The sequence below is a fragment of the Streptomyces sp. NRRL S-337 genome (genome assembly GCF_000720175.1).
GTDB lineage: Bacteria > Actinomycetota > Actinomycetes > Streptomycetales > Streptomycetaceae > Streptomyces > Streptomyces siderophoricus.
Window position 1 is genome coordinate 16,465 of record NZ_JOIX01000013.1, and the last position, 22,635, is coordinate 39,099.

Consider the following 22,635-nt stretch of genomic DNA (forward strand, 5'->3'; position numbering starts at 1 on the left):
CTCACCGGCCCCACCTCAGGCCGCACCGCCACCGCCGGCGACGACCTCGCCGTCACCGGCCCCGAGATGCCCGGCCCGCAGATCCGCGAGGTCAGGGCGCACAGCATCGCCGGCGGGCTCGCCCTGCTGCTGACCGTGCTCGGCGTGGCGCTGGGCGTCGGCGGGATCGCCGTCGGCGGCATCCTCGCCGACGGCGGCAACAAGGCGGCCGGCATACCCCTGATCCTCGCCGGGGCCGCGATCCTGCTCGGCTCCCTCTTCTGCATGACCGGCGTGAAGATGGTGGCCCCCGGCGAGGCCCGGGTCATCCAGCTCTTCGGGCGGTACGTCGGCACCATCCGCACCGACGGCCTGCGCTGGGTCAATCCGCTGACCACGGCCCGCAGCATCTCCACCCGGGTGCGCAACCACGAGACCGCGGTGCTGAAGGTCAACGACGCCTACGGCAACCCGATCGAGCTGGCCTCGATCGTGGTGTGGCAGGTGGAGGACACCGCCCAGGCGCTGTTCGAGGTCGACGACTTCCTGGAGTTCGTCGCCACCCAGACCGAGGCGGCGGTCCGGCACATCGCGATCGAGTACCCCTATGACGCACACGACGAGGACGACCTGTCGCTGCGCGGCAACGCCGAGGAGATCACCGAGAAGCTGGCCCTGGAGCTGACCGCGCGGGTCCAGGCGGCCGGCGTGCGGATCATCGAGTCCCGCTTCAGCCACCTCGCCTACGCTCCCGAGATCGCCTCGGCGATGCTCCAGCGCCAGCAGGCCGGCGCGATGGTCGCGGCCCGCCAGCACATCGTCGAGGGTGCGGTCGGCATGGTGGAGCAGGCGCTGGCGAGGATCAGCGAGCAGGGCATCGTCGAACTGGACGAGGAACGGAAGGCTGCCATGGTCAGCAATCTGATGGTGGTGCTGTGCGGCGACCGGGCCGCCCAGCCGGTGCTGAACACGGGCTCGCTGTACCAGTGAGCACCGGGACCCCGGAGGAGTCCGGCGCCGAAGGCGGACGGACCCCCGCGCGACGGCCGCAGCAGCGCAAGCAGGTGCTGCTGCGGCTGGACCCGTTGATCCATGACGCGCTGACCCGCTGGGCGGACGACGAACTGCGCAGCGCCAACGCGCAGATCGAGTTCCTGCTCCGCAAGGCGCTCTCCGAGGCGGGGCGGCTGCCCCGGGGCGCGGGGGCGATCCCGCGCCGGGGCCGCCCGCCGAAGAAGCCGGACGGCCGGCAGTAGGGCCGCACGCCACGACGGGTGGCGCCGCCTCCTCCACCTATACACCTGGCGTATACACCGCCGTTACACCGCCAGTAGGGTGGTCGGCATGTCAATCGGTCACACGCTGCTGGGCCTCCTGGAGTCCGGCCCCCGTCACGGCTACGACCTCAAGCGGGCCTTCGACGAGCACTTCGGCCAGGACCGCCCGCTGCACTACGGGCAGGTCTACTCCACGATGTCCCGGCTGCTGAAGAACGGCCTGGTCGAGGTGGACGCGGTGGAGCCCGGCGCCGGCCCGGAGCGCAAGCGGTACGCGATCACCGACGCCGGCGTCACCGATGTCGCGCAGTGGCTGACCCGCCCGGAGAAGCCCGAGCCGTACCTGCAGTCGACGCTCTACACCAAGGTGGTGCTGGCCCTGCTGACCGACCGCAACGCCGCCGAACTCCTCGACGCCCAACGCGCCGAACACCTGCGGATGATGCGCGGACTGACCGAGCGCAAGCGCACCGGCGACCTCGCCGACCAGCTGATCTGCGACCACGCGCTGTTCCATCTGGAGGCCGATCTGCGCTGGCTGGAGCTGACCGCCGCCCGGCTGGAGAAGCTGGCGGAAGCGGTCCGGACATGACGCCCGAGGGCTCCCTGCTCGCCGCCGAGGGGCTGCACAAGGCCTACGGCCGCACACCGGCCCTCGTCGGCGCGGACTTCTCGATCCACCCCGGTGAGGTCGTCGCCGTGATGGGACCCTCCGGCTCCGGCAAGTCGACCTTGCTGCACTGCCTCGCCGGGATCATCACCCCCGACTCGGGCACGGTCCACTACGGCCCGCACACCCTCACCGGCCTGACCGACGCCCAGCGCAGCGCCCTGCGCCGCACCGACTTCGGCTTCGTCTTCCAATTCGGGCGTCTGGTACCGGAGTTGACCTGCCTGGAGAACGTCGCGCTGCCGCTGCGGCTGAACGGCACCCGGCGCAAGGAGGCCGAACGCCGCGCCCACGAGTGGCTGGAGCGCCTGGAGGTCGAGGCGGTGGCCGGCCAGCGGCCCGGCGAGATCTCCGGCGGCCAGGGCCAGCGGGTCGCGGTCGCCCGGGCGCTCGCCACCCGGCCCCGGGTGGTCTTCGCCGACGAACCCACCGGCGCGCTGGACTCGCTCAACGGCGAGCGCGTGCTGACCCTGCTGACCGACACCGCGCGGGAGACCCGTGCCGCCGTCGTCCTGGTCACCCACGAGGCCCGGGTGGCCGCGTACTCCGACCGGGAGGTCGTGGTGCGCGACGGCAAGGTGAAGGACATGCTGGCGGGCCTGATATGAGCCCGCTGCGCTCCCGCACCGGCACCTACGGCGCGGGCGGCGAGGGCCGCGGCCCGCTCGGCGCCGCCCGCTTCGGCCCCGGCGTCTGGGCCCGCGACCTCGCGATGGGCATGCGGTTCGCGGCCGGCGGCGGCCGCGAGGGCTGGATCCGCACCGCGCTGACCGCCGCCGGGGTCACCCTCGGCGTGGCCGTGCTGCTGCTCGGCGCGTCCGTCCCGCACCTGATGGACGCCTGGCACGGCCGGGAGAAGGCCCGCGAGAACCTCGGCCAGCGGCACCAACCCCGGCCCTCCGACACCACCCTGCGCTACGCCTCCGCCGACACCACCTTCCGCGGCACCGAGGTCCGCGGCCGGCTGGTCCGCCCCGACGGCACGCACCCGCCCGTCCCGCCCGGCATCGACCGCCTCCCCGGCCCCGGCCGGATGCTGGTGTCCCCCGCCCTCAAGGACCTGCTCGGCTCCCCCGGCGGTGCCCTGCTGCGCGACCGCCTGCCGTACGAGATCGCCGGCACCATCGGCGACGCGGGGCTGCTCGGCCCGAAGGAGCTCACGTACGTCGCGCAGAGCGCCACCCTGGCCGCGCCGGACGGCTACCGCATCGACCACTTCGGCAAGAGCTGGGACCCGCGGCCGATGAGCGCCCCGGCCGTACTGCTGGTGATCATGACCTGTGTGGCGCTGATGACGCCGGTGATGGTCTTCATCGGCACGTCGGTGCGGTTCGGCAACGAGCGCCGCGAGGAGCGGCTGGCGGCGCTGCGCCTGGTCGGCACCGACGTCCCGACGACCCGCCGGATCGCCTCCGGCGAGGCGCTGTTCGGCTCGCTGCTCGGGGTGGCCGGCGGTGCCGTGCTGTTCCTGGCCGCCCGCGGGCTCGCCCCGTACATCACGCTGTGGGACATCAACGTCTTCCCCGCCGACATCACCCCCGGCCCGCTCGCCGCCGCCCTGATCACGCTGCTCGTCCCGGCCGCGGCGGTCCTGGTCACCCTCCTCGCCCAGCGCTCCGTCACCGTCGATCCGCTCGGCGTCGTCCACCACCGCCGGCCGGTCCGCCGCCGGCTGTGGTGGCGGCCGGCGCTGCCCGCCGTCGGTGCGCTGCTGCTGGTGCCGCTGTCCTGGGAGGGGCCGTGGACCGACAACCCGCTCAACACCGTCCGCCTCGCGGCCGGTGCGATGCTGCTGCTGCTCGGGGTCACCGCGCTGCTGCCCTGGCTGGTGGACGCGGTGGTCGGCCGGCTGCACGGCGGGCCCGTCTCCTGGCAACTGGCCGTCCGCCGCCTGCAGTTGAGCAGCAGCTCGGCCACCCGCGCGGTCAGCGGGATCACCGTCGCGGTGGCCGGCGCGATCGCCGTCCACATGCTGATGACGGGCATGCAGGCCGGATACGCCGCGGCTTACGCGGAGTCCGGCAAGCTGCCGCGGATCGGCCTGTGGGGCAACGCGAAGGACTGGCCCAGGGCCCAGCGGGCGCTCACCGCGCTGCGCGCCACCCCCGGTGTGACGGACGCCCGCGGGACCATCGACGGCCTCGCCGGCCCGCTCCCCACCGACCGCGCCCCCGTCTCCGCCACCCACCCCTCCACCTTGGCCATCGGCAGCTGCGCCGAACTGCGCCGGCTCGCCCAGCTGCCCTCCTGCCGGGACGGCGAGGTCTTCCTCACCTCCCACAACCCGGATCCCGACCCCGCCCTGGTACCCGGGGCCCGGCTCGACCTCAACCCGCCGATCGTGCGGGGCGACCGGCTCGACCCGCACCCCTGGACGATCCCCCGGTCCGCCCGCACCGCCCGGCTGCTCTCCCCCGGCCACGGCCCCGAAGGGTCCTTCTACGACCTGCTGGTCACCCCGTCCGCGCTCGACCCGAGCCGGCTCAACGCCCCCAGCATGGAGCTCCGGGTCGACTTCGACCGCTCCGTCCCCGACGCGGTGGAGCACATCCGCACCACCGCGTCCCGGCTCGACCCGGCCGTGCAGGAGTCGTCCGCGGTCGACAATCCGCACGACGGCCAGTACTCCAGCGTCCGCAACGCCCTGTTCGCGGGCGCCGTGGTCACCCTGTTGCTGATCGGCGCGGGCCTGATCATCACCACCGTCGAGCAGCTCCACGAGCGCCGCCGCCTGCTCTCCACCCTCGACGCCCACGGCATCCGCCGCGCCACCCTCGGCCGGTCCCTCCTCTGGCAGACCGCCCTCCCCGTCCTCCTCGGCCTCGCCCTCGCCCTGGCCTGCGGACTCTCCCTCGGCGCCCTGCTCCTCACCATGATCGACAGCGCCGTCACCGTCGACTGGCCGGTCGTCCTCGCCATGACCACCACCGGCGCCGCCGTCATCCTCTTCGTCACCGCCCTGAGCCTGCCGCCACTGTGGCGCATGATGCGACCGGAGGGGCTGCGGACGGAGTGAGGTGCGGTGCCCTCGAACGGGTGAACGCTGTCGTACAGGACGCTTACGGCCGGTTCTGCCTACGATGATGGCCTCGGCACAAGCCAACGGGAGGCATGCATGTCCGCAGCAGCTGTCGAGGGTCCCTACGCGCACGGCCGCGCGCCTCTGACACTCCTCGAACAGGCCGACCAGCTCATGAAGCAGCTCCCGGGCCACCGCGTCGAGATCCTCGGAGGCGTCCTCACCGTGACCCCACCCCCTGACCCTGCCCACGCCAAGGGGCTCTCCCGCCTCCGGCGTCCCTTCGTCTCGGCGGGGCTGGACGGCGGCCGGACGGAGGTACTGGAAGGTCTCGGCATGTGGCTGCCGGGCGGCCCGGACGATTTCGCCGTTCCCGACCTCTCCGTGGTGGACGCCGACTTCCAGGATCACGTCGTCGAGTACGGGTGTTGTGACCCGGCGGTCTTCCGTATGGTGCTTGAGGTCACGTCCGGGAACTACGCGAACGACCTGCGCACCAAGGTGGCCGCCTACGGTGGCGCGCGGGTCCCGGTGTACGTGATCGTCGACCGCAGGCATGAGCGCCTGCACGTACTCACCGAACCCATGGCGGACGGGTACTCCGTGCACCGCATTCACCTGGCCGGGGAGAAAGTCACCCTGCCCGAGTCGATCGGCGCCGAAGTCGTGCTGGATGTGGGGCAGGTGCTGGACGACGCCCGGCCGCCGGCCCGCCGTAGCTGACCCTCACCCCTTCACCATCCGCACCGGCAGCCCCCGCAGCGCCTCCCGCAGTGCCGCCGCGAACTGCTCGAACTCCTCCTGGCGGGCCGCTCCCGTGCGCATGGCCAGGGCGATCCGGCGGGACGGGGCCGGGTCGGCGAAGTAGCCGGTGGTGAGCTGGTCGTTGCGGCCGGTCTCGACGCGGAGGGCGGTGCGCGGCAGGAGGGTCACGCCCAGGCCGCCGGCCACGAGCTGGACGAGGGTGGAGAGGCCCGCCGCGCTCGTCGTGACCGGGGTGTTCTCGTCGCGGCCGGCCTCCCGGCAGATGTCCAGGGCCTGGTCGCGCAGACAGTGGCCCTCGTCGAGCAGCAGCAGGTCGAGTTCCTGGAGCGCCTGGCGGGGGATGTCGCCGCGGCCGCCGAGCCAGTGGTCCTTGGGCGCGACGAGCACGAAGTCCTCGTCGAAGAGCGGGAGTTCGGTGACCTGGGGGACGCCGAGGGGGACGGCGAGCAGCAGCAGATCGAGGCGCCCGTGCGCCAGGCCGTCGAGCAGGGACGCGGTCTGTTCCTCGTGGACCTGGAGGTCCAGGTCGGGGTAGGTGTCGTGGACCAGGCGGAGCACGGCCGGGAGGAGGTACGGCGCCACGGTCGGGATGACGCCGAGCCGGAGGACGCCGGTGAAGGGCGCACGGGCCGCCTCGGCCTCCTCCATCAGGTCGCCGACGGCCTCCAGGACCGTACGGGTCCGGGCCGCCACCCGTTCCCCCGCGGGCGACAGCAGCACCTTGCGCGTCGTACGCTCCAGCAGCTGCACCCCGAGGGCCTCCTCCAGTGCGGAGACCGCGCCGGACAGTGCGGGCTGGCTCATGCCGATCTCGGCCGCCGCCTCGCGGAAATGCAGATGCTCGGCCACCGCTGCGAACGCCCGCAGCTGGGCCAGGCTGGGCTGGCGGGTCCGGCCGCCCTGGCTGGCTGGTGAAGCCACTGATAACCACCTCCGATCAACATCAACCAGTCTAGCTATTTCCCTGATCAATGCGTCCTGTGGCACTGTGACTTCCGTCCAAGCCTCAAGGAAAGCCCCAAAAGGGACTTTCTACGCAACAAGGAGAGCGCGTGCTCACTGTCGGTGACAAGTTCCCCGAGTTCGACCTGACTGCCTGTGTCTCGCTGGAGAAGGGCAAGGAGTTCGAGCAGATCAACCACAAGACCTACGAGGGCAAGTGGAAGATCGTCTTCGCGTGGCCCAAGGACTTCACCTTCGTGTGCCCGACCGAGATCGCCGCGTTCGGCAAGCTGAACGAGGAGTTCGCCGACCGTGACGCGCAGGTCCTCGGCTTCTCCGGCGACTCCGAGTTCGTGCACCACGCCTGGCGCAAGGACCACCCGGACCTGACCGACCTGCCCTTCCCGATGCTCGCCGACTCGAAGCACGAGCTCATGCGCGACCTCGGCATCGAGGGCGAGGACGGCTTCGCGCAGCGCGCCGTCTTCATCGTCGACCAGAACAACGAGATCCAGTTCACGATGGTGACCGCCGGCTCCGTCGGCCGTAACCCCAAGGAGGTCCTGCGGGTCCTCGACGCCCTCCAGACGGACGAGCTGTGCCCGTGCAACTGGAGCAAGGGCGAGGACACCCTGGACCCGGTCGCGCTGCTGGCTGGTGAGTGAGACCCATGGCCCTCGATGACCTGAAGTCCGCGGTCCCGGACTACGCCAAGGACCTCAAGCTGAACCTCGGTTCGGTGATCGGCAACAGCGACCTGCCGCAGCAGCAGCTGTGGGGCACGGTCCTGGCCTGCGCGATCGCCTCCCGGTCGCCGAAGGTGCTGCGCGAGCTGGAGCCCGAGGCGAAGGCGAACCTCTCCGCCGAGGCGTACACCGCCGCCAAGTCGGCCGCCGCCATCATGGCGATGAACAACGTCTTCTACCGGACCCGGCACCTGCTGTCGGACCCGGAGTACGGCAACCTGCGCGCCGGCCTGCGGATGAACGTCATCGGCAACCCGGGCGTCGACAAGGTCGACTTCGAGCTGTGGTCGCTGGCCGTCTCGGCCATCAACGGCTGCGGCATGTGCCTGGACTCGCACGAGCAGGTGCTGCGCAAGGCCGGTGTGGAGCGCGAGACGATCCAGGAGGCGGTCAAGATCGCTTCCGTCCTGCAGGCCGTCGGCGCCACCCTGGACGCCGAGGCCGCACTCGCCGAGTGACCCGGTAGCCCTACGGCGCCCGAAACACGCCAGAACCCCGCGGACGTTCCGTCGTCCGCGGGGTTCTGCGTGTCTTTGTCCGGGTGCTACTCCCGTTCACCGTCACCGTCGTCGTCGCTCCGGGCCCGCCGGACCGGCGGCGGGGTCGGCGCCACCCCGATGGCGGTGGCGCCGCGCGGGGCCACCGCCATCCGCACCGCCTGCTCCCGGGAGTACGAGCGCAGATACCCGACGACCGTGTTGGTGACCGCCACCAGGGGCACGGCGACGACCGCACCGCCGATCCCGGCGATCAGCCCGCCGGCCGCGACCGAGAGGATCACCGCGAGCGGGTGCACCCGGACCGCCCGGCCCAGGATGAACGGCTGCAGCACATGGCCCTCGATCTGCTGCACGGCCAGCACCACCGCCAGCACCATCAGCGCCGTGAACACGCCCTGGGTGACCAGCGCGACCACGCACGCCAGCGCGCCCGAGACCACCGCGCCGACCAGCGGGATGAAGGCGAACAGGAAGATGAAGACGGCGAGCGGGACGGCCAGTGGCACGTTGAGGAAGTACAGCCCGATGCCGATGAAGATGGCGTCGATGAGCGCCACGATCACCGTGCCGCGCACATAGGCAGTCAGGGTGCGCCAGGCCCGCGGCCCGGCGCCCGCCACGCCCTCCCGGGCCGCGCCCGGGACGAGCTTGAGCACCCACTCCCAGATCCGCCGCCCGTCGTAGAGCAGGAACAGGGTGGTGAACATGGCCAGCAGGATGCCCGTGAGGACCTCCAGGACGACGGTGACGCCCTCCAGGCCGACCGAGGTGATCGCCTCGGTGTTGGCGCCGATCGCGTCCTGCAGGTTCTTGGCGATGCTGTTGATCTGACTCTCGGTCACATGGAACGGGCTCTTCAGCAGCCAGCCCTTGAGCTCGCTGATGCCCTCCTGGATGCGGCTGGAGACCGAGTCGATGTTGTCCTGGACCTGCCACACCACGAACCAGCCGACCAGGCCCAGGATCACGAAGCCGCCGATGAAGGTCAGCGTGGTGGCCGGCCCGCGCGGCAGCCCGCGCCGGCGCAGCCAGCCGACCGTCGGCTGGAGCAGCGCGGTGATCAGCATCGCCGCGATGAAGGACAGCACGACCAGCTGGATCGTGGTGATCACCCGCGCCAGCACCCACAGCGTGGCGGCCAGCACCAGCAGCCGCCAGCCCGCCTCGGCGGCGACCCGCACGCCCCACGGCACGGCGTCGACCGGATCGGGCGGGGCCGCCACGGCCGGCGCGTACGAGGGCGGCGCGGGCACCGAGTCCGGTGCCCGCGAAGGGGCCGACGGCGCCGCGTCCTCCGCGCCCGTGCCCGGATGCGGTACGCCGTCCCCGGCCCCCGGCAGCTGCGTGCGGGGCACGGCGAGCGTGGCCACCGGCGCGTCGGCCACCGGACCGTCGAGCGCCGACGACGCCGAGCGCTCGGCACGCCCCAGCTCGTCCGCGTCCTCGGCTGCTGCGGCGGCGGCCTCGGCGCGGCGGCGCTGTTCCTCCAGCCGCTGCGAGAGCCGCGTCAGACCGGCGCCGAGGCCACCGACCCACTGAGGCAATCTGGACATCTGCCTTCCTCTTCCCCTCCCGTGCGCCACGTTGACGGGCACGACGTTACCCGTGCGCGACGCACGAAACCCCCGACGCGGTGCGTTCGGGGGTTTCGAGAGGCGCGGTGTGCGGCCGGACGGGCCTAGTACCAGCTGTTCGCCTGCCAGAACGACCAGGCGCCGCAGGGGCTGCCGTAGCGGTCGTTCATGTAGTTCAGGCCCCACTTGATCTGGGTCGCCGGGTTCGTCTGCCAGTCGGAGCCCGCGGAGGCCATCTTCGAGCCGGGCAGCGCCTGGACGAGGCCGTAGGCACCCGAGCCGGCGTTGGTGGCGCGGTAGTTCCAGCCGGACTCGTGGCTCACGATGTTGCTGAAGCACTGGAACTGGTCGCCGGCCATCATCTGACGCGCGATGGCCTGCGTCTCGGCGATGGTGTACGAGCTCTTGCCGACCAGGTCGCCGAGGTCGGTGCGCGCGGAGGAGCGGGACGCGGCCAGCTCCTTCTTCTTGCGCGCGTCGGCTTCCTTCTTGGCCTGCTGGTCCGCGGCGTCCTTCTTGCTCTGCGCGGTCTCCGCGGCAGCCTTGCGCGCGGCCTCCTGTGCGGACTTGAGGGCTGTCGCGTCCGCCTGGGTGGACGCCTCGTCCGCCTGCTGCGTCAGGGAAGCCGTCTGCACCTGGGCCTGAGCGCCTGCGGGGATGTCGGCAATGGTCGTCGCGTCGGCAGCGGTGGCCTCGGCGTTGACCGTGGCGGGCTGCCCTGCAGCGACGCCGACGACGGCGCCGACGGTGGTGACCGCGGTGGCGGATGCCACGGCGAATCCCCGGACCGAGATCCGGCTCACACGTTTTCCTTCCAGCATCGCCCGCTTAGGTGACCTCGCGGACGCAATCGTGCCCCTGGCGCTGGTCTCCCCTTGTTCCGGGCCCTGTTGAGCGGGCGGGACCGGCTGGTCACGGGAGGCACTGGCCCGGTACGTCCCCCTCGGGGTCCGCGTGGTGCTCGGGCGGCATACGGCAACTCACTATGAAGTTCGGTTGTTCTGCACCGCTGGGGGTGCGGATGCCGTATGCGGGGCCTGACAGGACCCAGACTCTGCCCGAACGACACACCGGGAATCAATTCCCGGCCGGGTGTGAAAGCTCACACCTCGTTTACCCCCGGGTATTTTCGGATATCGGCGCGCAGCAGAACGCCGCCCGGCTAAGCTCCTTCGCTTCGCCGGGCGGCACCGCCTTACAGCGGGTCAGATCCGGACAACTGGCCCGATCCGAGCGGTTGTCCAGGTCTGGTGGGTCAGATCCTGACGTCCTCCAGCATTTCGGTCACCAGTGCCGCAATCGGCGACCGTTCCGAGCGGTTCAGGGTGACATGGGCGAAAAGCGGATGTCCTTTCAGCTTCTCGACGACCGCGACCACTCCGTCGTAACGCCCGACCCGGAGGTTGTCCCGCTGGGCGACGTCATGGGTGAGCACAACCCGGGAGTTGGCCCCGATACGGGACAGAACCGTCAAAAGGACATTGCGCTCCAGGGACTGGGCCTCGTCCACGATGACGAACGCGTCGTGCAGCGACCGCCCGCGGATGTGGGTCAGCGGCAGCACCTCCAACATGCCGCGGCCCACCACCTCTTCGATGACGTCCTTGGTGGTCACCGCGGACAGCGTGTCGAAGACGGCCTGCGCCCAGGGGCTCATCTTCTCCGCCTCGCTGCCCGGCAGATAGCCCAGCTCCTGCCCGCCGACCGCGTACAGCGGACGGAACACCATCACCTTGCGGTGCTGCCGGCGCTCCAGCACCGCCTCCAGGCCCGCGCACAGCGCCAGCGCCGACTTGCCCGTGCCGGCCCGCCCGCCCATCGACACGATGCCGACGTCCGGGTCGAGCAGCAGGTCCAGCGCGATCCGCTGTTCGGCGCTGCGCCCGTGGATGCCGAACGCCTCCCGGTCGCCCCGGACCAGCCGGACCGTGCCGTCCGCGGTGACCCGGCCGAGCGCCTTGCCGCGCTCGGACTGCAGTACCAGACCCGTGTGCACCGGCAGCCCGGCCGCCTCCGGTACGTGCACGGTCTCGGCGGAGAACAGGTCGTCGACCTGCTCGGCGGGGACGGCCACCTCGGCCATCCCGGTCCACCCGGACTCGGTGATGGCGAGTTCGGCGCGGTACTCCTCGGCCAGCAGGCCCACCGAGGACGCCTTGATGCGCATCGGCAGGTCCTTGGAGACGACCGTGACGTCGAACCCCTCGGCCTGGAGGTTGCGCGCGACGGCGAGGATCCGCGAGTCGTTGTCACCCAGCCGGCTGTGCCCGTTGATGAAGCCCGGGGGCAGGATGCCGGGGTCGGAGTGGTTCAGTTCGACCCGGAGCGTCCCGCCGAGCTCTCCGATGGGGATGGGCGCGTCCAGCCGCCCGTGCTGCACCCGGTACTCGTCCAGCCGGCGCAGCGCCTGCCGGGCGAAGTAGCCGAGCTCGGGATGGTGCCGTTTGGCCTCCAGTTCCGTGACCACCACGACCGGCAGCACGACCTCGTGCTCGTCGAAGCGGGCCATGGCGCCTGGATCCGCCAGCAGCACACTGGTGTCGAGGACATAAGTGCGCCGGTCGTTGTCACGGCGCTGCTTGCTGTTCACCACGGGTGGACGAACCCCCTCGGATGAGGTTGGGGTGCGACGGCGTCGCGGGGCGATGTGCTCCCGGGGACGTGGTGCGCCCAGCGGCTGCTGGGCAGCGTCCTCGGGACCCCCGGCCATCTCATGACCGGACCGGGCTCAGGCCACGATGCGCGGGCCGAGCGCCGGCCCCTCGCGTCGCCCGTGCGGTGCGCACGGATCTCCGTGATGTGCAAAGGGCCTCCCGGGCGGACGGCCCCATGCCGTCCGCTGAGATGCGGCGCCCGATGGCTTGTTCCGGACGCCGACCTGGATGGGATATTCCCTCGAACCCCCGTCGCCATGCCACGGCATATGACGCACGGTCGATGAACCTTGGGTTACGCGTGATCGCTTTGCCGGGGCCGGCCGGCGCGGGCGGCGCAAGAGGGGCCGACCGGGTGGTTCCCGGCGAAGACGACGTCAGAAAAGCCCCCGCCGGGGCCCGTTCGGGGCCGGCGGGGGCTTCGCCGCGAGGAGGGTGCGGCCTGCTAGAACCCGTAGCGGCGGTGCCGGGCCGCGTAGTCGCGCAGCGCACGCAGGAAGTCGACCTTCCGGAACGCCGGCCAGAAGACCTCGCAGAAGTAGTACTCCGAATGGGCGCTCTGCCACAGCATGAAGCCCGACAGCCGTTGTTCGCCGCTGGTCCGGATCACCAGGTCCGGGTCGGGCTGGCCGCGGGTGTAGAGGTGCTCCGCGATCCGGTCGATGTCGACGATCTCGGCCAGTTCCTCGAAGGAGGTGCCGCGCTCGGCGTGTTCCAGCAGCAGCGAGCGCACCGCGTCCGCGATCTCCTGCCGGCCGCCGTAGCCGACCGCGACGTTGACCAGGATGCCCTTGTTGTCGAGGGTGGCCGCCTCGGCCTCCTTGAGGACCGTCTGGGTGGCCTCGGGCAGCAGGTCGCGGTTCCCGACGTGGTGCACCCGCCAGCGGCCGTCGGCGGCCAGGTCCCGCACGGTGTTCTCGATGATGCCGAGCAGCGGCTTCAGCTCGCCCTCGGGCCGGTCGAGGTTGTCCGTCGACAGCAGCCAGAGCGTGACGACCTCCACATCGGTCTCCGCGCACCAGCCGAGCAGCTCGCCGATCTTGGCCGCGCCGGCCTGGTGGCCCTGCTCGGTCGTCCGCCCGTCGGCCCGCGCCCAGCGCCGGTTGCCGTCGAGGATGACGCCGATGTGCTTGGGCACCTGGGTGTGATCCAGGCGACCCTCCACCCGCCGCGCGTAAAGCCGGTAAACCAGATTCCGCAGTGCGGGCGGATACGGGATGCGCATCCCGGAAGATCGCAGCATGTGTGGTCCAGCCCCTCCGTGCCAATGGCGGTCGCCCCGTCGCCTCAAGTGGGCAACTTTACTTCTCGGCTGTCGAGACAGCCCCATCAGGTAGGTCACAGGTACGTGATAGGGAGATGAGCATGACTGGCACCGACTACCGCGCCGCGGATTCCCGCTACGACTCGATGAAGTACCGGCGAACGGGGCGCAGCGGACTCAAACTCCCCGCTATCTCCCTTGGACTGTGGCACAACTTCGGGGACGACCGCACCCTGAGCTCCCAGCGGGCCATCCTGCGACGCGCCTTCGACCTGGGTGTCACCCACTTCGATCTGGCCAACAACTACGGCCCGCCGCCCGGCTCCGCCGAGCTGAACTTCGGAAAGATCTTCGCGCAGGACTTCCGCGGCTACCGCGACGAGATGATTCTCTCCACGAAGGCCGGATATCTGATGCATCCGGGCCCCTACGGCGAATGGGGTTCGCGGAAATATCTCCTCTCGTCGTTGGATGCGTCACTGAAGCGGATGGGTGTCGATTACGTCGATATCTTCTACTCGCACCGCTTCGATCCGGACACCCCGCTGGAAGAGACGATGGGCGCGCTGGCCTCCGCCGTCCACCAGGGCAAGGCGCTCTACGTCGGCATCTCCTCCTACAACGCCGAGCAGACCCGGGACGCCGCCCGCATACTGCGCGAAATGGGCGTACGGCCGCTGATCCACCAGCCGTCGTACTCGATGATCAACCGCTGGACCGAGGACGACCTGCTGCTGGACACCCTCGAGGACGAGGGCATGGGCTGCATCTCCTTCGCGCCGCTGGCCCAGGGCCTGCTCACGGACAAGTACCTCGACGGCATTCCCGAGGGCTCGCGCGCCTCCCAGGGCAAGTCCCTGGACCCGAACCTGCTCTCCGAGGACGTGGTCCGCCGGCTGCGCGGCCTCAACGAGATCGCCGGCCGGCGCGGGCAGTCGCTGGCCCAGCTGGCCCTGCGATGGGTGCTGCGCGACGAGCGGATGACCTCGGCGCTGATCGGCGCCAGCAGCGTCACCCAGCTGGAGGCCAATGTCGCGGCCCTCGACGCCCCGGCCCTCACGGACGCCGAGCTCGCCGAGATCGATCGGTTCGCGACGACCACGGACGGCGTGAACATCTGGGCCCGCCGGGGCTGACCCGGCCGGCGGGCCACCGCCCGGAGGCACTGCTTTCCGGCCATCTCCGAGGGCGGTCCGCGACCCGCTCGCGGGCCGCAAAGAAAAGCGGGCCGGTCCGTGGGGGGGATACGGACCGGCCCGAGGGGGGGTTTCCACCATAACCCCGCGGAAGGGGTGCTGTGTGCACCGGCGCGCGCGGCGGCGTGGCTCCGGCGCGGCGACGGGGGTGGAAGGCGGGCCGTGCGCCCCTGCGCCCGCGCGGGCGTACGGGCCCGGCGGCGCCCCGGCGAGGGGGTCAGCGGGCCGCCAGTGCGGCCGGCAACAGGCCGCAGAACGCCCCGGCGATCAGGAAGGGCCCCAGTGGTACGGCGGTTTTCCGGGCGCCGCGCCTGACGATCAGCAGTCCGGCGGCGTAGAGCCCGCCGAGCAGCACCCCGGCCGCGCCGCCGGTGACCAGGGTGCGCCAGCCGTACCACCCAAGGGCGACCCCCAGTCCGAGCGCCAGCTTGACGTCACCCAGTCCGAGTCCCGCCGGGTTGACGAGGTGCAGGATCAGGTAGCAGGCGGCGAGCACGAGACCGGCCAGGAGGGCCCGCCACCAGGCGCCGGTGTCGCCGGTGAACCGGCCGGCGAGGCCCAGTGCCGCCGCGAGGACGGCGGCCAGCGGCAGCGTCAGCACGTCCGGCAGCCGCCGCACCCGCCAGTCGACGATCACCAGCAGCACCGCGGCCGGCGCCGCCAGCAGCCAGGCGACGAGTTCCGGCCGCGGCCCGGTGGCCGCCGCCAGAGCCACGCAGACCAGCGCGGTGACCGTGGCCGTCGGCGCCCCGGCGGGCCCGTACGCCCCGCAGGCCGGGCAGCGCCCCGGTCCCAGCCAGCCGCGCGCCGCGCCGGTGATCGGGTGTCCCCCCGGGCACTGCGCGCGCCACTCCTCCTCGGGGCCGACGGCCATCCGGTGGGCGGGGCGCGGTATGAGCAGCCCGGCCGCGGCCCCGTAGGCGGCGGCGAGCACCATCAGCATCACTGACACGGTCCGACCCTATGGGGGCGTCTCCCGGGGCAGGCCGGGAGCTGATAGAACGCGGGGCATGGCGCGTTGGAGGAACGGACCGGGGGTGCTGTACGGCGCGGAGCGTGCGGTGCCGGTGGAGATCGCGGCCTCGTACCGTGCCCGGGCCCGCGGTCTGCTGGGCCGCGACGGCATCGAGGGGGCCCTGCTGCTGACCCCGGCGAGCGGGGTGCACACCTTCCGGATGCGGTTCGCCATCGATGTGGCCTATCTGGGCCGGGACTTCCGGGTGCTGGCGGTGCGCACCATGCCGCCGGGCCGGCTGGGCCGCCCGCGGCTGCGCGCCCGGCACGTCCTGGAGGCGGCGGCCGGTGCGATGACGGACTGGGGCCTGCGCCCGGGAATGCGGCTGCGCGTCGAGCCGACGCCCGCGCCGGAGGCCGCCGGGCGCTGAGCCCCTTTCCGTCGGGCGCTGAGCCCCGTACCGCCGGGTGCGGTCACTGCTGCCAGTCGGCCACCAGCGCCAGCAGTCCGGGGAAGCGCGCCTGGAGGTCGTCCACCCGGACGTGGCTGCGCCGCTCCAGCCCGTACTGCCGCTGCCGGATCAGACCGGCCTCCCGGAGCGTGCGGAAGTGGTGGGTGAGCGAGGACTTGGGCCGGTCCAGGCCGAACCAGCCGCAGGTGTGGTCGAACTCCTCGGACTCCAGCAGCAGCGTGCGCACGATGTGCATCCGCAGCGGATCGCTCAGCGCGCCCATGACGACCTCCAGCCGCAGTTCGTCCCGCGCCGGTTCCGGCAGCGGTTCGGGCGCACCGGCCGGCACCGGTCGCTGCGCCGGCTCGGTCCAGGCACGTGGGGTGGACGACATGGGGGCGCTCCTCCGGTTCGGGGCGGTCGGGCGGCAGTTGGCGGGCGGCCGCTCCGCCGCCCGGCACAGCCCACTTCGCAGTACGACTTGCATCGTACTGCGGCATGGCTGTACGAATCTCTTCGTACAGCCTGTACGACTCAACTCGTACAGGCCGATGAGGAGGGGACACCCATGCCCGCAACACCCACCGCGGCGCCCGGAACCAGGCCCACCGCGAGTCCGGCGCCGGCCGCGACCACCGCCGTACCGCCCGCACGGGAGGTCTGGTTCGCCGCCTGGCCAGTGGTCGCGATCTTCGTGCTGTCGAACGCGGCGATGCCGTTGTACGCGCTCTGGCAGCGCCAACTCGACTTCAGCTCCGGCACGTTGACGCTGATCTACGCCGCGTACGTGGTCGGTCTGCTGGGCGCGCTGCTGGTGGCGGGCGTCGCCTCGGACCGGCTCGGGCGCAAGCCGGTGCTGGTCCCGGCGCTGCTGCTGGCCCTCGTCGCCTGCCTCGTCTACGCCACCGCGCCCTCGGTGGCCGCGCTCGCCGTCGCCCGGCTGCTGACCGGCGTGGCCACCGGCGCCGCCGTCTCGGCCGGGATGGCCGCGGTCACCGACCTGGCCGCGGGCCGCCGGATCGGCCCGCTGCTGGCCTCCACCGCCATGGTGCTGGGCGCGGGGATCGGCCCCGTACTGGCCGGGGTGCTGTCACAGACCGCGCCCGCGCCGACCGTCACCGTCTTCGTCGTCGAGGGCGTCCTGCTGGCCACGGCGCTGGCGGCGGTGGTCCGGATGCCGCTGCCGGGTCGGAGCGGGACGGCCGGCGCCGCGCCGGGCGGCTGGGTGCGGCTGCCCGGCGTACCGCGCGCCAACCGTCGCCATCTCGCCCTGGGGCTGGCCGCGTTCGCGCCGGGCATCAGCGCCACCGCCTTCGTGCTGTCGCTCGGGCCGTCGCTGCTCGCCGGACTGCTCGGTACGACCGACCGCGCGCTCGCGGGCGGGCTGGCGCTGGCGATGTTCCTGTCCGCCACGGGCGTGCAGTTCGCGCTGCGCCGTCTCGCGGTCCGTACGGTCCTGCTCGCTTCCGGCGCGGCCACCGTCACCGGCACGCTCGCGCTGGTCACCGCGGTCCACACCGGCACCCTGGCGCCGCTCGTCGTCGCGGTGCTGCTGGCCGGGGCGGGCCAGGGTGCGGGCCAGCTGGGCGGGCTGACGCTGCTGAGCCGCGAGGTCCCGGCCGGCCGCCGCGCGGAGGCCAACGCCGCGCTGAACGCGGGCGGTTACTTCCTGGCGGGCGCCCTCCCGGTCGCCGACGGCTACCTCAGCGACGCCATCGGCCTCCCGGCGGCCGCCACCACCTTCGGCCTCGCCGTCGCCGCGCTGGCCGCGGGAGGTGTGGTGCTGGTGGCGCTACGGGGCGGGCAGGCGCGGTAGCGAGCGGGGCGGCCCGGGCTCCCGGCCCGTACCGCCCCGAGATCCGGCCGTCTGCTCAGAACGCGCTCATCGCCGCGTCCGCCACGCCCTCCAGCGCCGCGCGGCCGATCCCGGCCCGGGCCGAGACCCGCAGCCCGCCGATCGTGGCGATGACGAGGTGGGCGAGCGTGCCGGCGCCCGTCCGCGAGGTGAGGTCGCCGGCCCGCTGCCCCGACTCGATCACCGCCCGGAGCGCCGCCAGCCGTGCGGCGTAGTCCCGTTCCAGCGTGGCCGCGACCGACGGGTCGTGGGCCGAGATCTCGATGCAGGTGTTGACGACCAGACAGCCGCGGCCGTCCGCACCGGCCGCGCACTCGTCGTCGATCGTCCGCTGGAGCAGCGCGCGGATCTTCTGCCGGGCCGGCAACTCGCTCTCCAGCAACTCGTACGTCTGGGCGTTCCTGCGCTCCATGTAACGGGCCAGGGCCCGTTCGAACAGGTCGTGCTTGCTCTTGAAGGTGTTGTAGATGCTGCTGCGTCCCAGCCCGGTGGCGTCACAGAGGTCCTGGGTGGACGTCGCCTCGTAGCCGGTGATCCAGAACGCTTCCATCGCGGCGTCGAGCGCCCGGTCCTCGTCGAACTGCCTGGGTCGCGCCATGGCATCAACGTAGCACGATTTGAATCGCTCGGTCCAATATTGTCCGGCCGGTCCCTTCGGGCGGCTTGCCGTCCCCCGGTCCCCGAGTGATCACATGCGCGGATGAACGCACGCCCTCCCGTCCTCGCCGACCCGGACCGGCGGCTGCTCGCCGTCGTCATCGACGTGGTGATCGCCGCCGTCGCGCTGTCGGTCATATCGGCGGCCGTCGGCCTGGCCGTCACCCTCGGCCGCTCGGCGGACAACTCGCCCTTCTACCTGACCCTCCTGACGGCCGTGGCGATGGTGTTCCTCTACTCGCCGCTGCTGACGGCCCTGTGCGGGGGCACGGTGGGCAAGCTGATCTGCGGTCTGACCGTCGTCCGGGTGGCCGACGGCCGCCGGCTGGCCTACGGGACGGCCCTGGCGCGGCATCTCGCGCACCTGGGGATGTGGGCGGTGCCGGTGCTCAGCCAGGTCGACGCGCTGTTCTGCCTCTGGGACCGGCCGTACCGGCAGTGTCTGCACGACAAGGCCGCGGGCACCCTGGTCCTGCGCACCCGGGAGCCCGCCCCGTCCTTCCCGCCGCCGTACCCGCCCCCGGGCACCTACCCTCCGCCGGGCGGCTGTCCGCCCCCGGCGCCCTTCCCGCCCCCGGCTACGAACCCGCCCGCGGGAAGCTGACCTCGACCCTGCGGTTCTTCTTGCGGCCTTCCTCGGTGTTGTTGTCCGCGATCGGGTACTGCTCGCCGTAGCCGCGGATCTGGAAGCCGACCTCCGAGCCGAGGTCCTTGGCCAGCTCCTCCTGGACGGCGGTGGCCCGCTTCTTGGACAGCACCAGGCCGTGGCTCGCCGAGCCGAGGTTGTCGGTGAAGCCGAAGACCCGCAGGGTGGTGGCGCGCTGCTTCCTGACCTCGTCGGCGATGGTGCCGATCCGGGACACCGCGTCCCCGGTCAGCTCGGCGCTGTCCTTCCCGAACAGCACCTCGGCCTGCAGCGCGAACGTCACGTTGTCGTTGGTGTCCTGCCGCCGCTCCGAGCCGTCGTCGGTCTCCACGATCGACTTGATGTTCAGCACCTTCGCCGGCGCCAGCTTGGCCCCCTGCACCATCCGCAGATCGGGGTCGTGGGGGTCGATACGCACGGGTGGGCCGGAGTCCTCGGTCACCCCCGGCGGATCGGCGTGGGCGGGGGGCGCCGACAGCGCGGCGGCCAGCAGCAGCGCGACGACGGCCGGGACGGCGCCACGGGGCATCCGGTGCGAACGGGGGGAACGGGGCGTGGGGTTCACGGTCATCGGGCGGCCCGCTCAGTCCGTGATCTGCACGGTCGCCGGCGGCATGGTCGGCAGCTGGAAGTCGACCTCGGTCACCTTGGCCGGTGGCGCCGGGAACTGCGCGAATATCGGGCGGCTCGCTCCCGGCATCAGCCCGCTCAGGCCCGTCGTGCACAGGCACTCGCCGTTGGTGTCCCGCAGCACCAGATAGCGCTTCTTGCCCGCCTTGTCGACCAGAGTGGCGCCCGAGATGGACGAACGCGACCGCAGCTCGGTCTCGTTGGAGCGCCAGTCGATGGCGTTGAAGGCGCGGCTGCCGTGGTTGCTGACCGTGCCGTTGACGGTGACGAAGCCGCCGGAGTCGCGGACCACGGAGTTCAGGGTGACCACGATGCCGTCCGCGCCCTTCATCTCGCCGATCACCTTGCTGGAGTCGGCCGCCGGGGTGCCGGGGCCGCCGTCCTTGGGCGTGCTGCTACGGGCCGGCGGCTTCTTGTCGTCCGTCCGCGCACCGCCGTCCCCGCCGCCACCGCAGCCGGACACGACGAGAGCCAGGCCGACAGCGCTCGCCATGGCGACCGCTCCCCTGGCGGCCTTCGTGGTGCGCCGAATGCTCATGGATGCGATTCCTTCGATCGTCGGGTGCCCGGTGCGGGTCGGTGTGGTGGTCTTGGGCGGTCAGTGGGCCAGCCGTACGGAGAAGAGGTCGGAGGCGTCGGGGAGGTGCGTCGGGTCGCCGGCGTCGAGGGTCCATTCCTTGCCGTCGCAGGTGATCGTGACGGGGGCGGGCCCGGGGTCGTCCTTGCCGCCGCCCTTGCCCGCTCCGCCGTCCTTGCCGCCCTTGCCGCGGCCGTCACCCTTGCCGTCCTTGCCGTCCTTGCCGCCGGCGTCGCCGCCGGCGGGTGCGGGGGCGCAGCGCGGGCCGACCACCGAGGTCGCCTCGGCCGACGCGTGCTTGCCCGCGGTACCGGGGATGACCGAAGCCCCCACGGTGTTCCGGGTCCTGACGGTGACCGCGAACGAGGTCGGCCAGGAGTCCGGGACGCAGCCGGAGACCTCGGCGTCGTTGCGTCCGGCGAACCAGTCCGCGCTCTCGCAGGCCGCCGGGGAGGGGGCACCGCGCCCGTTCAGCAGGTCCTCCCAGGCGGCCTTGTCGGTCTCGTAACTGCCGTCGCGGACGCCGTCGAGCACGCCCTTGGCCAGCAGGTCGCGGTACTTCTGCCCGGCGGCGAGCGCGGCGGCGTCGGCGGCGGTCTGGGCGCCGTTGCGGGTGGCCGCCGCCTGCCCCACGGCGAAGAAGGCGAGCGCGAGGAAGAGCAGGCCCGCGACCGCCACGAGGTAGAGCGGGAAGGCCTGCCCGGCGTCACGCGCGCCGCGGCGCGGTTCGGCGACCGTCATGGCGGTGGCGGCCCGGGGCCCTAGATGCCGACGACGTCGGAGATCTTGTTGGCGATGGCATTGGCGATCTGGCTGCCGAAGTCCGTGGTCGACAGGACCAGGACGATCGCCACGACCACCGCGATGATGCCGAGGTACTCGATCGAGGTCTGTCCCCGGTCGTTCCCCAAAAACCGCTTCGCCATCGTCTTCCCCTCCATGGGCGGCCGCACCGCTCTGGTCCGGCTGGTCTGCCCCCGTGGTGTCGGCGCGGTCGGCCGCGCTCATGACACCAGAAAAGTACGCCGGAACGGTGTTCCCCGGACAGGGATTCCGTACCCAATCCTCTTTCGGGGACACGGGCGGAAGATACAACGGCGCCTTTCGGCCACGCTCATGCACCTCGTCCACCCCCGCTCCCCCTCCGGACCGCGTCCCGGCGCCGATGCCCATGCGGACCGGCCGGCCTCCCCGCGCCCGAGCGCGGCGGTGACCGCCGGTCCACCCACTGTGACACAACTCGTTGCTGTTGCGAAGGCGTTGACGGGAAAGCGGGTCGTGCACCGCATGCATCCGGCCGGACCCGGCACGGCATTGCGCCGACCGCCGTACGCCCGGACCGTCCGTCGCCACGGCGTCGCGCGGGCGCCGCCTCAATCCCCCATCAGCGAGCCGAAATTGGTGCCCGAGCCGAGGAAGAAACCCGCGATGAGCAGGATCATCGTCGCCGGCACCATGAACGTGGTGACGACCATGGTGGCCTTGGGGACGGCCCGGGCGGCGCGGCGGCGGGCGTTCTGGGCGTCGGTCCGGCGCATGTCGTTGGCGATCTGGATCAGGGTGTCGACGATGGGCGAGCCGAGTTCCTCGCCCTGCTGGAGGGCGGTGACGAACTGGGCGACCTGTTCGGAGTCGTTGCGTTTGCGCAGTTCCTCGAAGGCGGCACGACGGCTGACGCCCATGTCCATCTGCCGCAGGGTGATCCGGAGTTCATCGGCCCACGGGCCTTCGTATTTGTCCGCGACCCGGTCGAGTGCCTGGCGGAAACTCAGCCCGGCGCTGACGACGACCGCGAGCACGTCCAGGAAGTCCGGCAGGGTCCGCTCGATCGTGTCCTTGCGCTGGCGGATCGCGGCCCAGATGCCGACCTCGTTCCAGAAGAGGCCGAAGAGCACCATCAGGACGCCGAGAACCGGCTGACCGCGCAGGAACATCACCAGCGCGCCGATGAAGCCGAGGGCGCCGTAGACCGCCCGGCGAGCGGCGTAGCGGTCGACGGTGAGGCCGCCGGGGTTGCCTGCCAGGTCGATCCGGCGGCGGATGCGGGCGGTGCGCTTCTCGCCCATCAGGCGCAGCACGAGCGGGGCGTAGCGCATGCCGAGGCGGTCCACGGCCGAGCCGACGGCCGTCGTCCGGGTCGCACCGACCTCCAGGGACAGCGCCAGGTCGGGCGGCAGCCGGGCCTCGCGGCGGTACAGGGCGACCCCGCACGCGATGCCGACGACCGAGAGGGCGAAGGCCGCGGCCAGCAGAATTCCGATTCCCATCCTGTTTCCCC

At 72.1% G+C, this 22,635-nt stretch carries 25 protein-coding genes; 12 read left to right on the forward strand and 13 right to left on the reverse strand.

Annotated features, from left to right (window positions below):
• Positions 1-66: 66 nt before the first annotated feature.
• From IG62_RS0111985 to IG62_RS0112010, 6 genes are all read left to right on the forward strand, one after another.
• Positions 67-969 (forward strand): SPFH domain-containing protein, encoded by a 903-nt coding sequence (locus tag IG62_RS0111985; protein WP_234326441.1) that lies wholly within the window; start codon positions 67-69, stop codon positions 967-969.
• Positions 966-1,235 (forward strand): hypothetical protein, encoded by a 270-nt coding sequence (locus tag IG62_RS0111990; protein ID WP_030800837.1) that lies wholly within the window; start codon positions 966-968, stop codon positions 1,233-1,235. The genes IG62_RS0111985 and IG62_RS0111990 overlap by 4 nt, the downstream gene beginning before the upstream one ends.
• Positions 1,236-1,323: 88 nt before the next feature.
• Positions 1,324-1,848, forward strand: a complete 525-nt coding sequence (locus tag IG62_RS0111995) for a PadR family transcriptional regulator (protein ID WP_030800840.1) — start codon at positions 1,324-1,326, stop codon at positions 1,846-1,848.
• On the forward strand, positions 1,845-2,534 hold the full coding sequence (locus IG62_RS0112000; protein WP_030800842.1) for an ABC transporter ATP-binding protein: 690 nt from the start codon (positions 1,845-1,847) through the stop codon (positions 2,532-2,534). Before IG62_RS0111995 ends, IG62_RS0112000 begins: the two co-directional genes overlap by 4 nt.
• Entirely contained in the window at positions 2,531-4,942 is a 2,412-nt protein-coding gene (locus IG62_RS0112005) for an FtsX-like permease family protein (RefSeq protein ID WP_030800844.1), read from the forward strand. Before IG62_RS0112000 ends, IG62_RS0112005 begins: the two co-directional genes overlap by 4 nt.
• Before the next feature lie 99 nt (positions 4,943-5,041).
• On the forward strand, positions 5,042-5,668 hold the full coding sequence (locus tag IG62_RS0112010; protein ID WP_030800847.1) for a Uma2 family endonuclease: 627 nt from the start codon (positions 5,042-5,044) through the stop codon (positions 5,666-5,668).
• A 3-nt stretch (positions 5,669-5,671) separates the two neighbouring features.
• Here the strand turns inward: IG62_RS0112010 and IG62_RS0112015 are convergent, their stop codons facing one another.
• Positions 5,672-6,631, reverse strand: a complete 960-nt coding sequence (locus tag IG62_RS0112015; RefSeq protein ID WP_051797962.1) for a hydrogen peroxide-inducible genes activator — start codon at positions 6,629-6,631, stop codon at positions 5,672-5,674.
• Between the two features lie 131 nt (positions 6,632-6,762).
• On the opposite strand from IG62_RS0112015, the gene IG62_RS0112020 reads away from it, so the two are divergent.
• Positions 6,763-7,317, forward strand: a complete 555-nt coding sequence (locus IG62_RS0112020; RefSeq protein ID WP_030800852.1) for a peroxiredoxin — start codon at positions 6,763-6,765, stop codon at positions 7,315-7,317.
• A 5-nt stretch (positions 7,318-7,322) separates the two neighbouring features.
• Positions 7,323-7,856: an alkyl hydroperoxide reductase gene (locus IG62_RS0112025; protein WP_030412180.1), complete on the forward strand. Its 534-nt coding sequence runs from the start codon at positions 7,323-7,325 to the stop codon at positions 7,854-7,856.
• A gap of 86 nt (positions 7,857-7,942) precedes the next feature.
• Here the strand turns inward: IG62_RS0112025 and IG62_RS0112030 are convergent, their stop codons facing one another.
• From IG62_RS0112030 to IG62_RS0112045, 4 genes are all read right to left on the reverse strand, one after another.
• The gene (locus IG62_RS0112030; RefSeq protein ID WP_030800855.1) at positions 7,943-9,451 is read right to left on the reverse strand and encodes an AI-2E family transporter; all 1,509 of its coding nucleotides are present in this window, start codon (positions 9,449-9,451) and stop codon (positions 7,943-7,945) included.
• A 125-nt stretch (positions 9,452-9,576) separates the two neighbouring features.
• Positions 9,577-10,275 carry a transglycosylase SLT domain-containing protein gene (locus IG62_RS0112035; RefSeq protein WP_030800857.1) on the reverse strand — a complete coding sequence of 233 codons (699 nt, stop codon included), beginning with the start codon at positions 10,273-10,275 and terminating at the stop codon, positions 9,577-9,579.
• A gap of 452 nt (positions 10,276-10,727) precedes the next feature.
• Positions 10,728-12,065 (reverse strand): PhoH family protein, encoded by a 1,338-nt coding sequence (locus IG62_RS0112040; protein ID WP_030800859.1) that lies wholly within the window; start codon positions 12,063-12,065, stop codon positions 10,728-10,730.
• 506 nt (positions 12,066-12,571) lie between these two features.
• Positions 12,572-13,351 carry an isoprenyl transferase gene (locus IG62_RS0112045; protein ID WP_030800863.1) on the reverse strand — a complete coding sequence of 260 codons (780 nt, stop codon included), beginning with the start codon at positions 13,349-13,351 and terminating at the stop codon, positions 12,572-12,574.
• Between the two features lie 140 nt (positions 13,352-13,491).
• Here IG62_RS0112045 and mgrA point away from each other — a divergent pair, with 140 nt between their 5' ends.
• A complete protein-coding gene (gene mgrA / locus IG62_RS0112050) occupies positions 13,492-14,526 on the forward strand; it encodes an L-glyceraldehyde 3-phosphate reductase (protein WP_030800865.1) in 1,035 nt (344 codons plus the stop codon).
• Between the two features lie 277 nt (positions 14,527-14,803).
• Here mgrA and IG62_RS0112055 read toward each other — a convergent pair whose 3' ends face one another.
• Entirely contained in the window at positions 14,804-15,538 is a 735-nt protein-coding gene (locus tag IG62_RS0112055) for a prepilin peptidase (protein ID WP_030800867.1), read from the reverse strand.
• A 58-nt stretch (positions 15,539-15,596) separates the two neighbouring features.
• On the opposite strand from IG62_RS0112055, the gene IG62_RS0112060 reads away from it, so the two are divergent.
• Positions 15,597-15,971, forward strand: coding sequence for a DUF192 domain-containing protein (locus tag IG62_RS0112060; RefSeq protein WP_030800870.1), 375 nt, complete (start codon positions 15,597-15,599; stop codon positions 15,969-15,971).
• A 43-nt stretch (positions 15,972-16,014) separates the two neighbouring features.
• Here IG62_RS0112060 and IG62_RS0112065 read toward each other — a convergent pair whose 3' ends face one another.
• Positions 16,015-16,386, reverse strand: a complete 372-nt coding sequence (locus IG62_RS0112065) for a helix-turn-helix domain-containing protein (RefSeq protein ID WP_030800872.1) — start codon at positions 16,384-16,386, stop codon at positions 16,015-16,017.
• Between the two features lie 174 nt (positions 16,387-16,560).
• Between IG62_RS0112065 and IG62_RS0112070 the strand changes: the two genes are divergently transcribed.
• Positions 16,561-17,808: an MFS transporter gene (locus IG62_RS0112070; RefSeq protein WP_030800876.1), complete on the forward strand. Its 1,248-nt coding sequence runs from the start codon at positions 16,561-16,563 to the stop codon at positions 17,806-17,808.
• A 55-nt stretch (positions 17,809-17,863) separates the two neighbouring features.
• Here IG62_RS0112070 and IG62_RS0112075 read toward each other — a convergent pair whose 3' ends face one another.
• Positions 17,864-18,445 (reverse strand): TetR/AcrR family transcriptional regulator, encoded by a 582-nt coding sequence (locus IG62_RS0112075; RefSeq protein WP_030800878.1) that lies wholly within the window; start codon positions 18,443-18,445, stop codon positions 17,864-17,866.
• A gap of 102 nt (positions 18,446-18,547) precedes the next feature.
• On the opposite strand from IG62_RS0112075, the gene IG62_RS0112080 reads away from it, so the two are divergent.
• Entirely contained in the window at positions 18,548-19,108 is a 561-nt protein-coding gene (locus IG62_RS0112080) for an RDD family protein (RefSeq protein WP_051797964.1), read from the forward strand.
• Here IG62_RS0112080 and IG62_RS0112085 read toward each other — a convergent pair.
• From IG62_RS0112085 to IG62_RS0112105, 5 genes are all read right to left on the reverse strand, one after another.
• A complete protein-coding gene (locus tag IG62_RS0112085) occupies positions 19,083-19,679 on the reverse strand; it encodes an OmpA family protein (protein ID WP_234326433.1) in 597 nt (198 codons plus the stop codon). The genes IG62_RS0112080 and IG62_RS0112085 overlap by 26 nt on opposite strands.
• A gap of 54 nt (positions 19,680-19,733) precedes the next feature.
• The gene (locus IG62_RS0112090) at positions 19,734-20,318 is read right to left on the reverse strand and encodes a hypothetical protein (RefSeq protein WP_030800885.1); all 585 of its coding nucleotides are present in this window, start codon (positions 20,316-20,318) and stop codon (positions 19,734-19,736) included.
• 60 nt (positions 20,319-20,378) lie between these two features.
• Positions 20,379-21,098 (reverse strand): pilus assembly protein TadG-related protein, encoded by a 720-nt coding sequence (locus tag IG62_RS0112095; protein WP_030800887.1) that lies wholly within the window; start codon positions 21,096-21,098, stop codon positions 20,379-20,381.
• Positions 21,099-21,118: 20 nt separating this feature from the next.
• Positions 21,119-21,283 (reverse strand): hypothetical protein, encoded by a 165-nt coding sequence (locus IG62_RS47780; protein ID WP_006603411.1) that lies wholly within the window; start codon positions 21,281-21,283, stop codon positions 21,119-21,121.
• A gap of 447 nt (positions 21,284-21,730) precedes the next feature.
• Positions 21,731-22,624: a DUF5936 domain-containing protein gene (locus IG62_RS0112105; protein WP_030800891.1), complete on the reverse strand. Its 894-nt coding sequence runs from the start codon at positions 22,622-22,624 to the stop codon at positions 21,731-21,733.
• Positions 22,625-22,635: the final 11 nt, after the last annotated feature.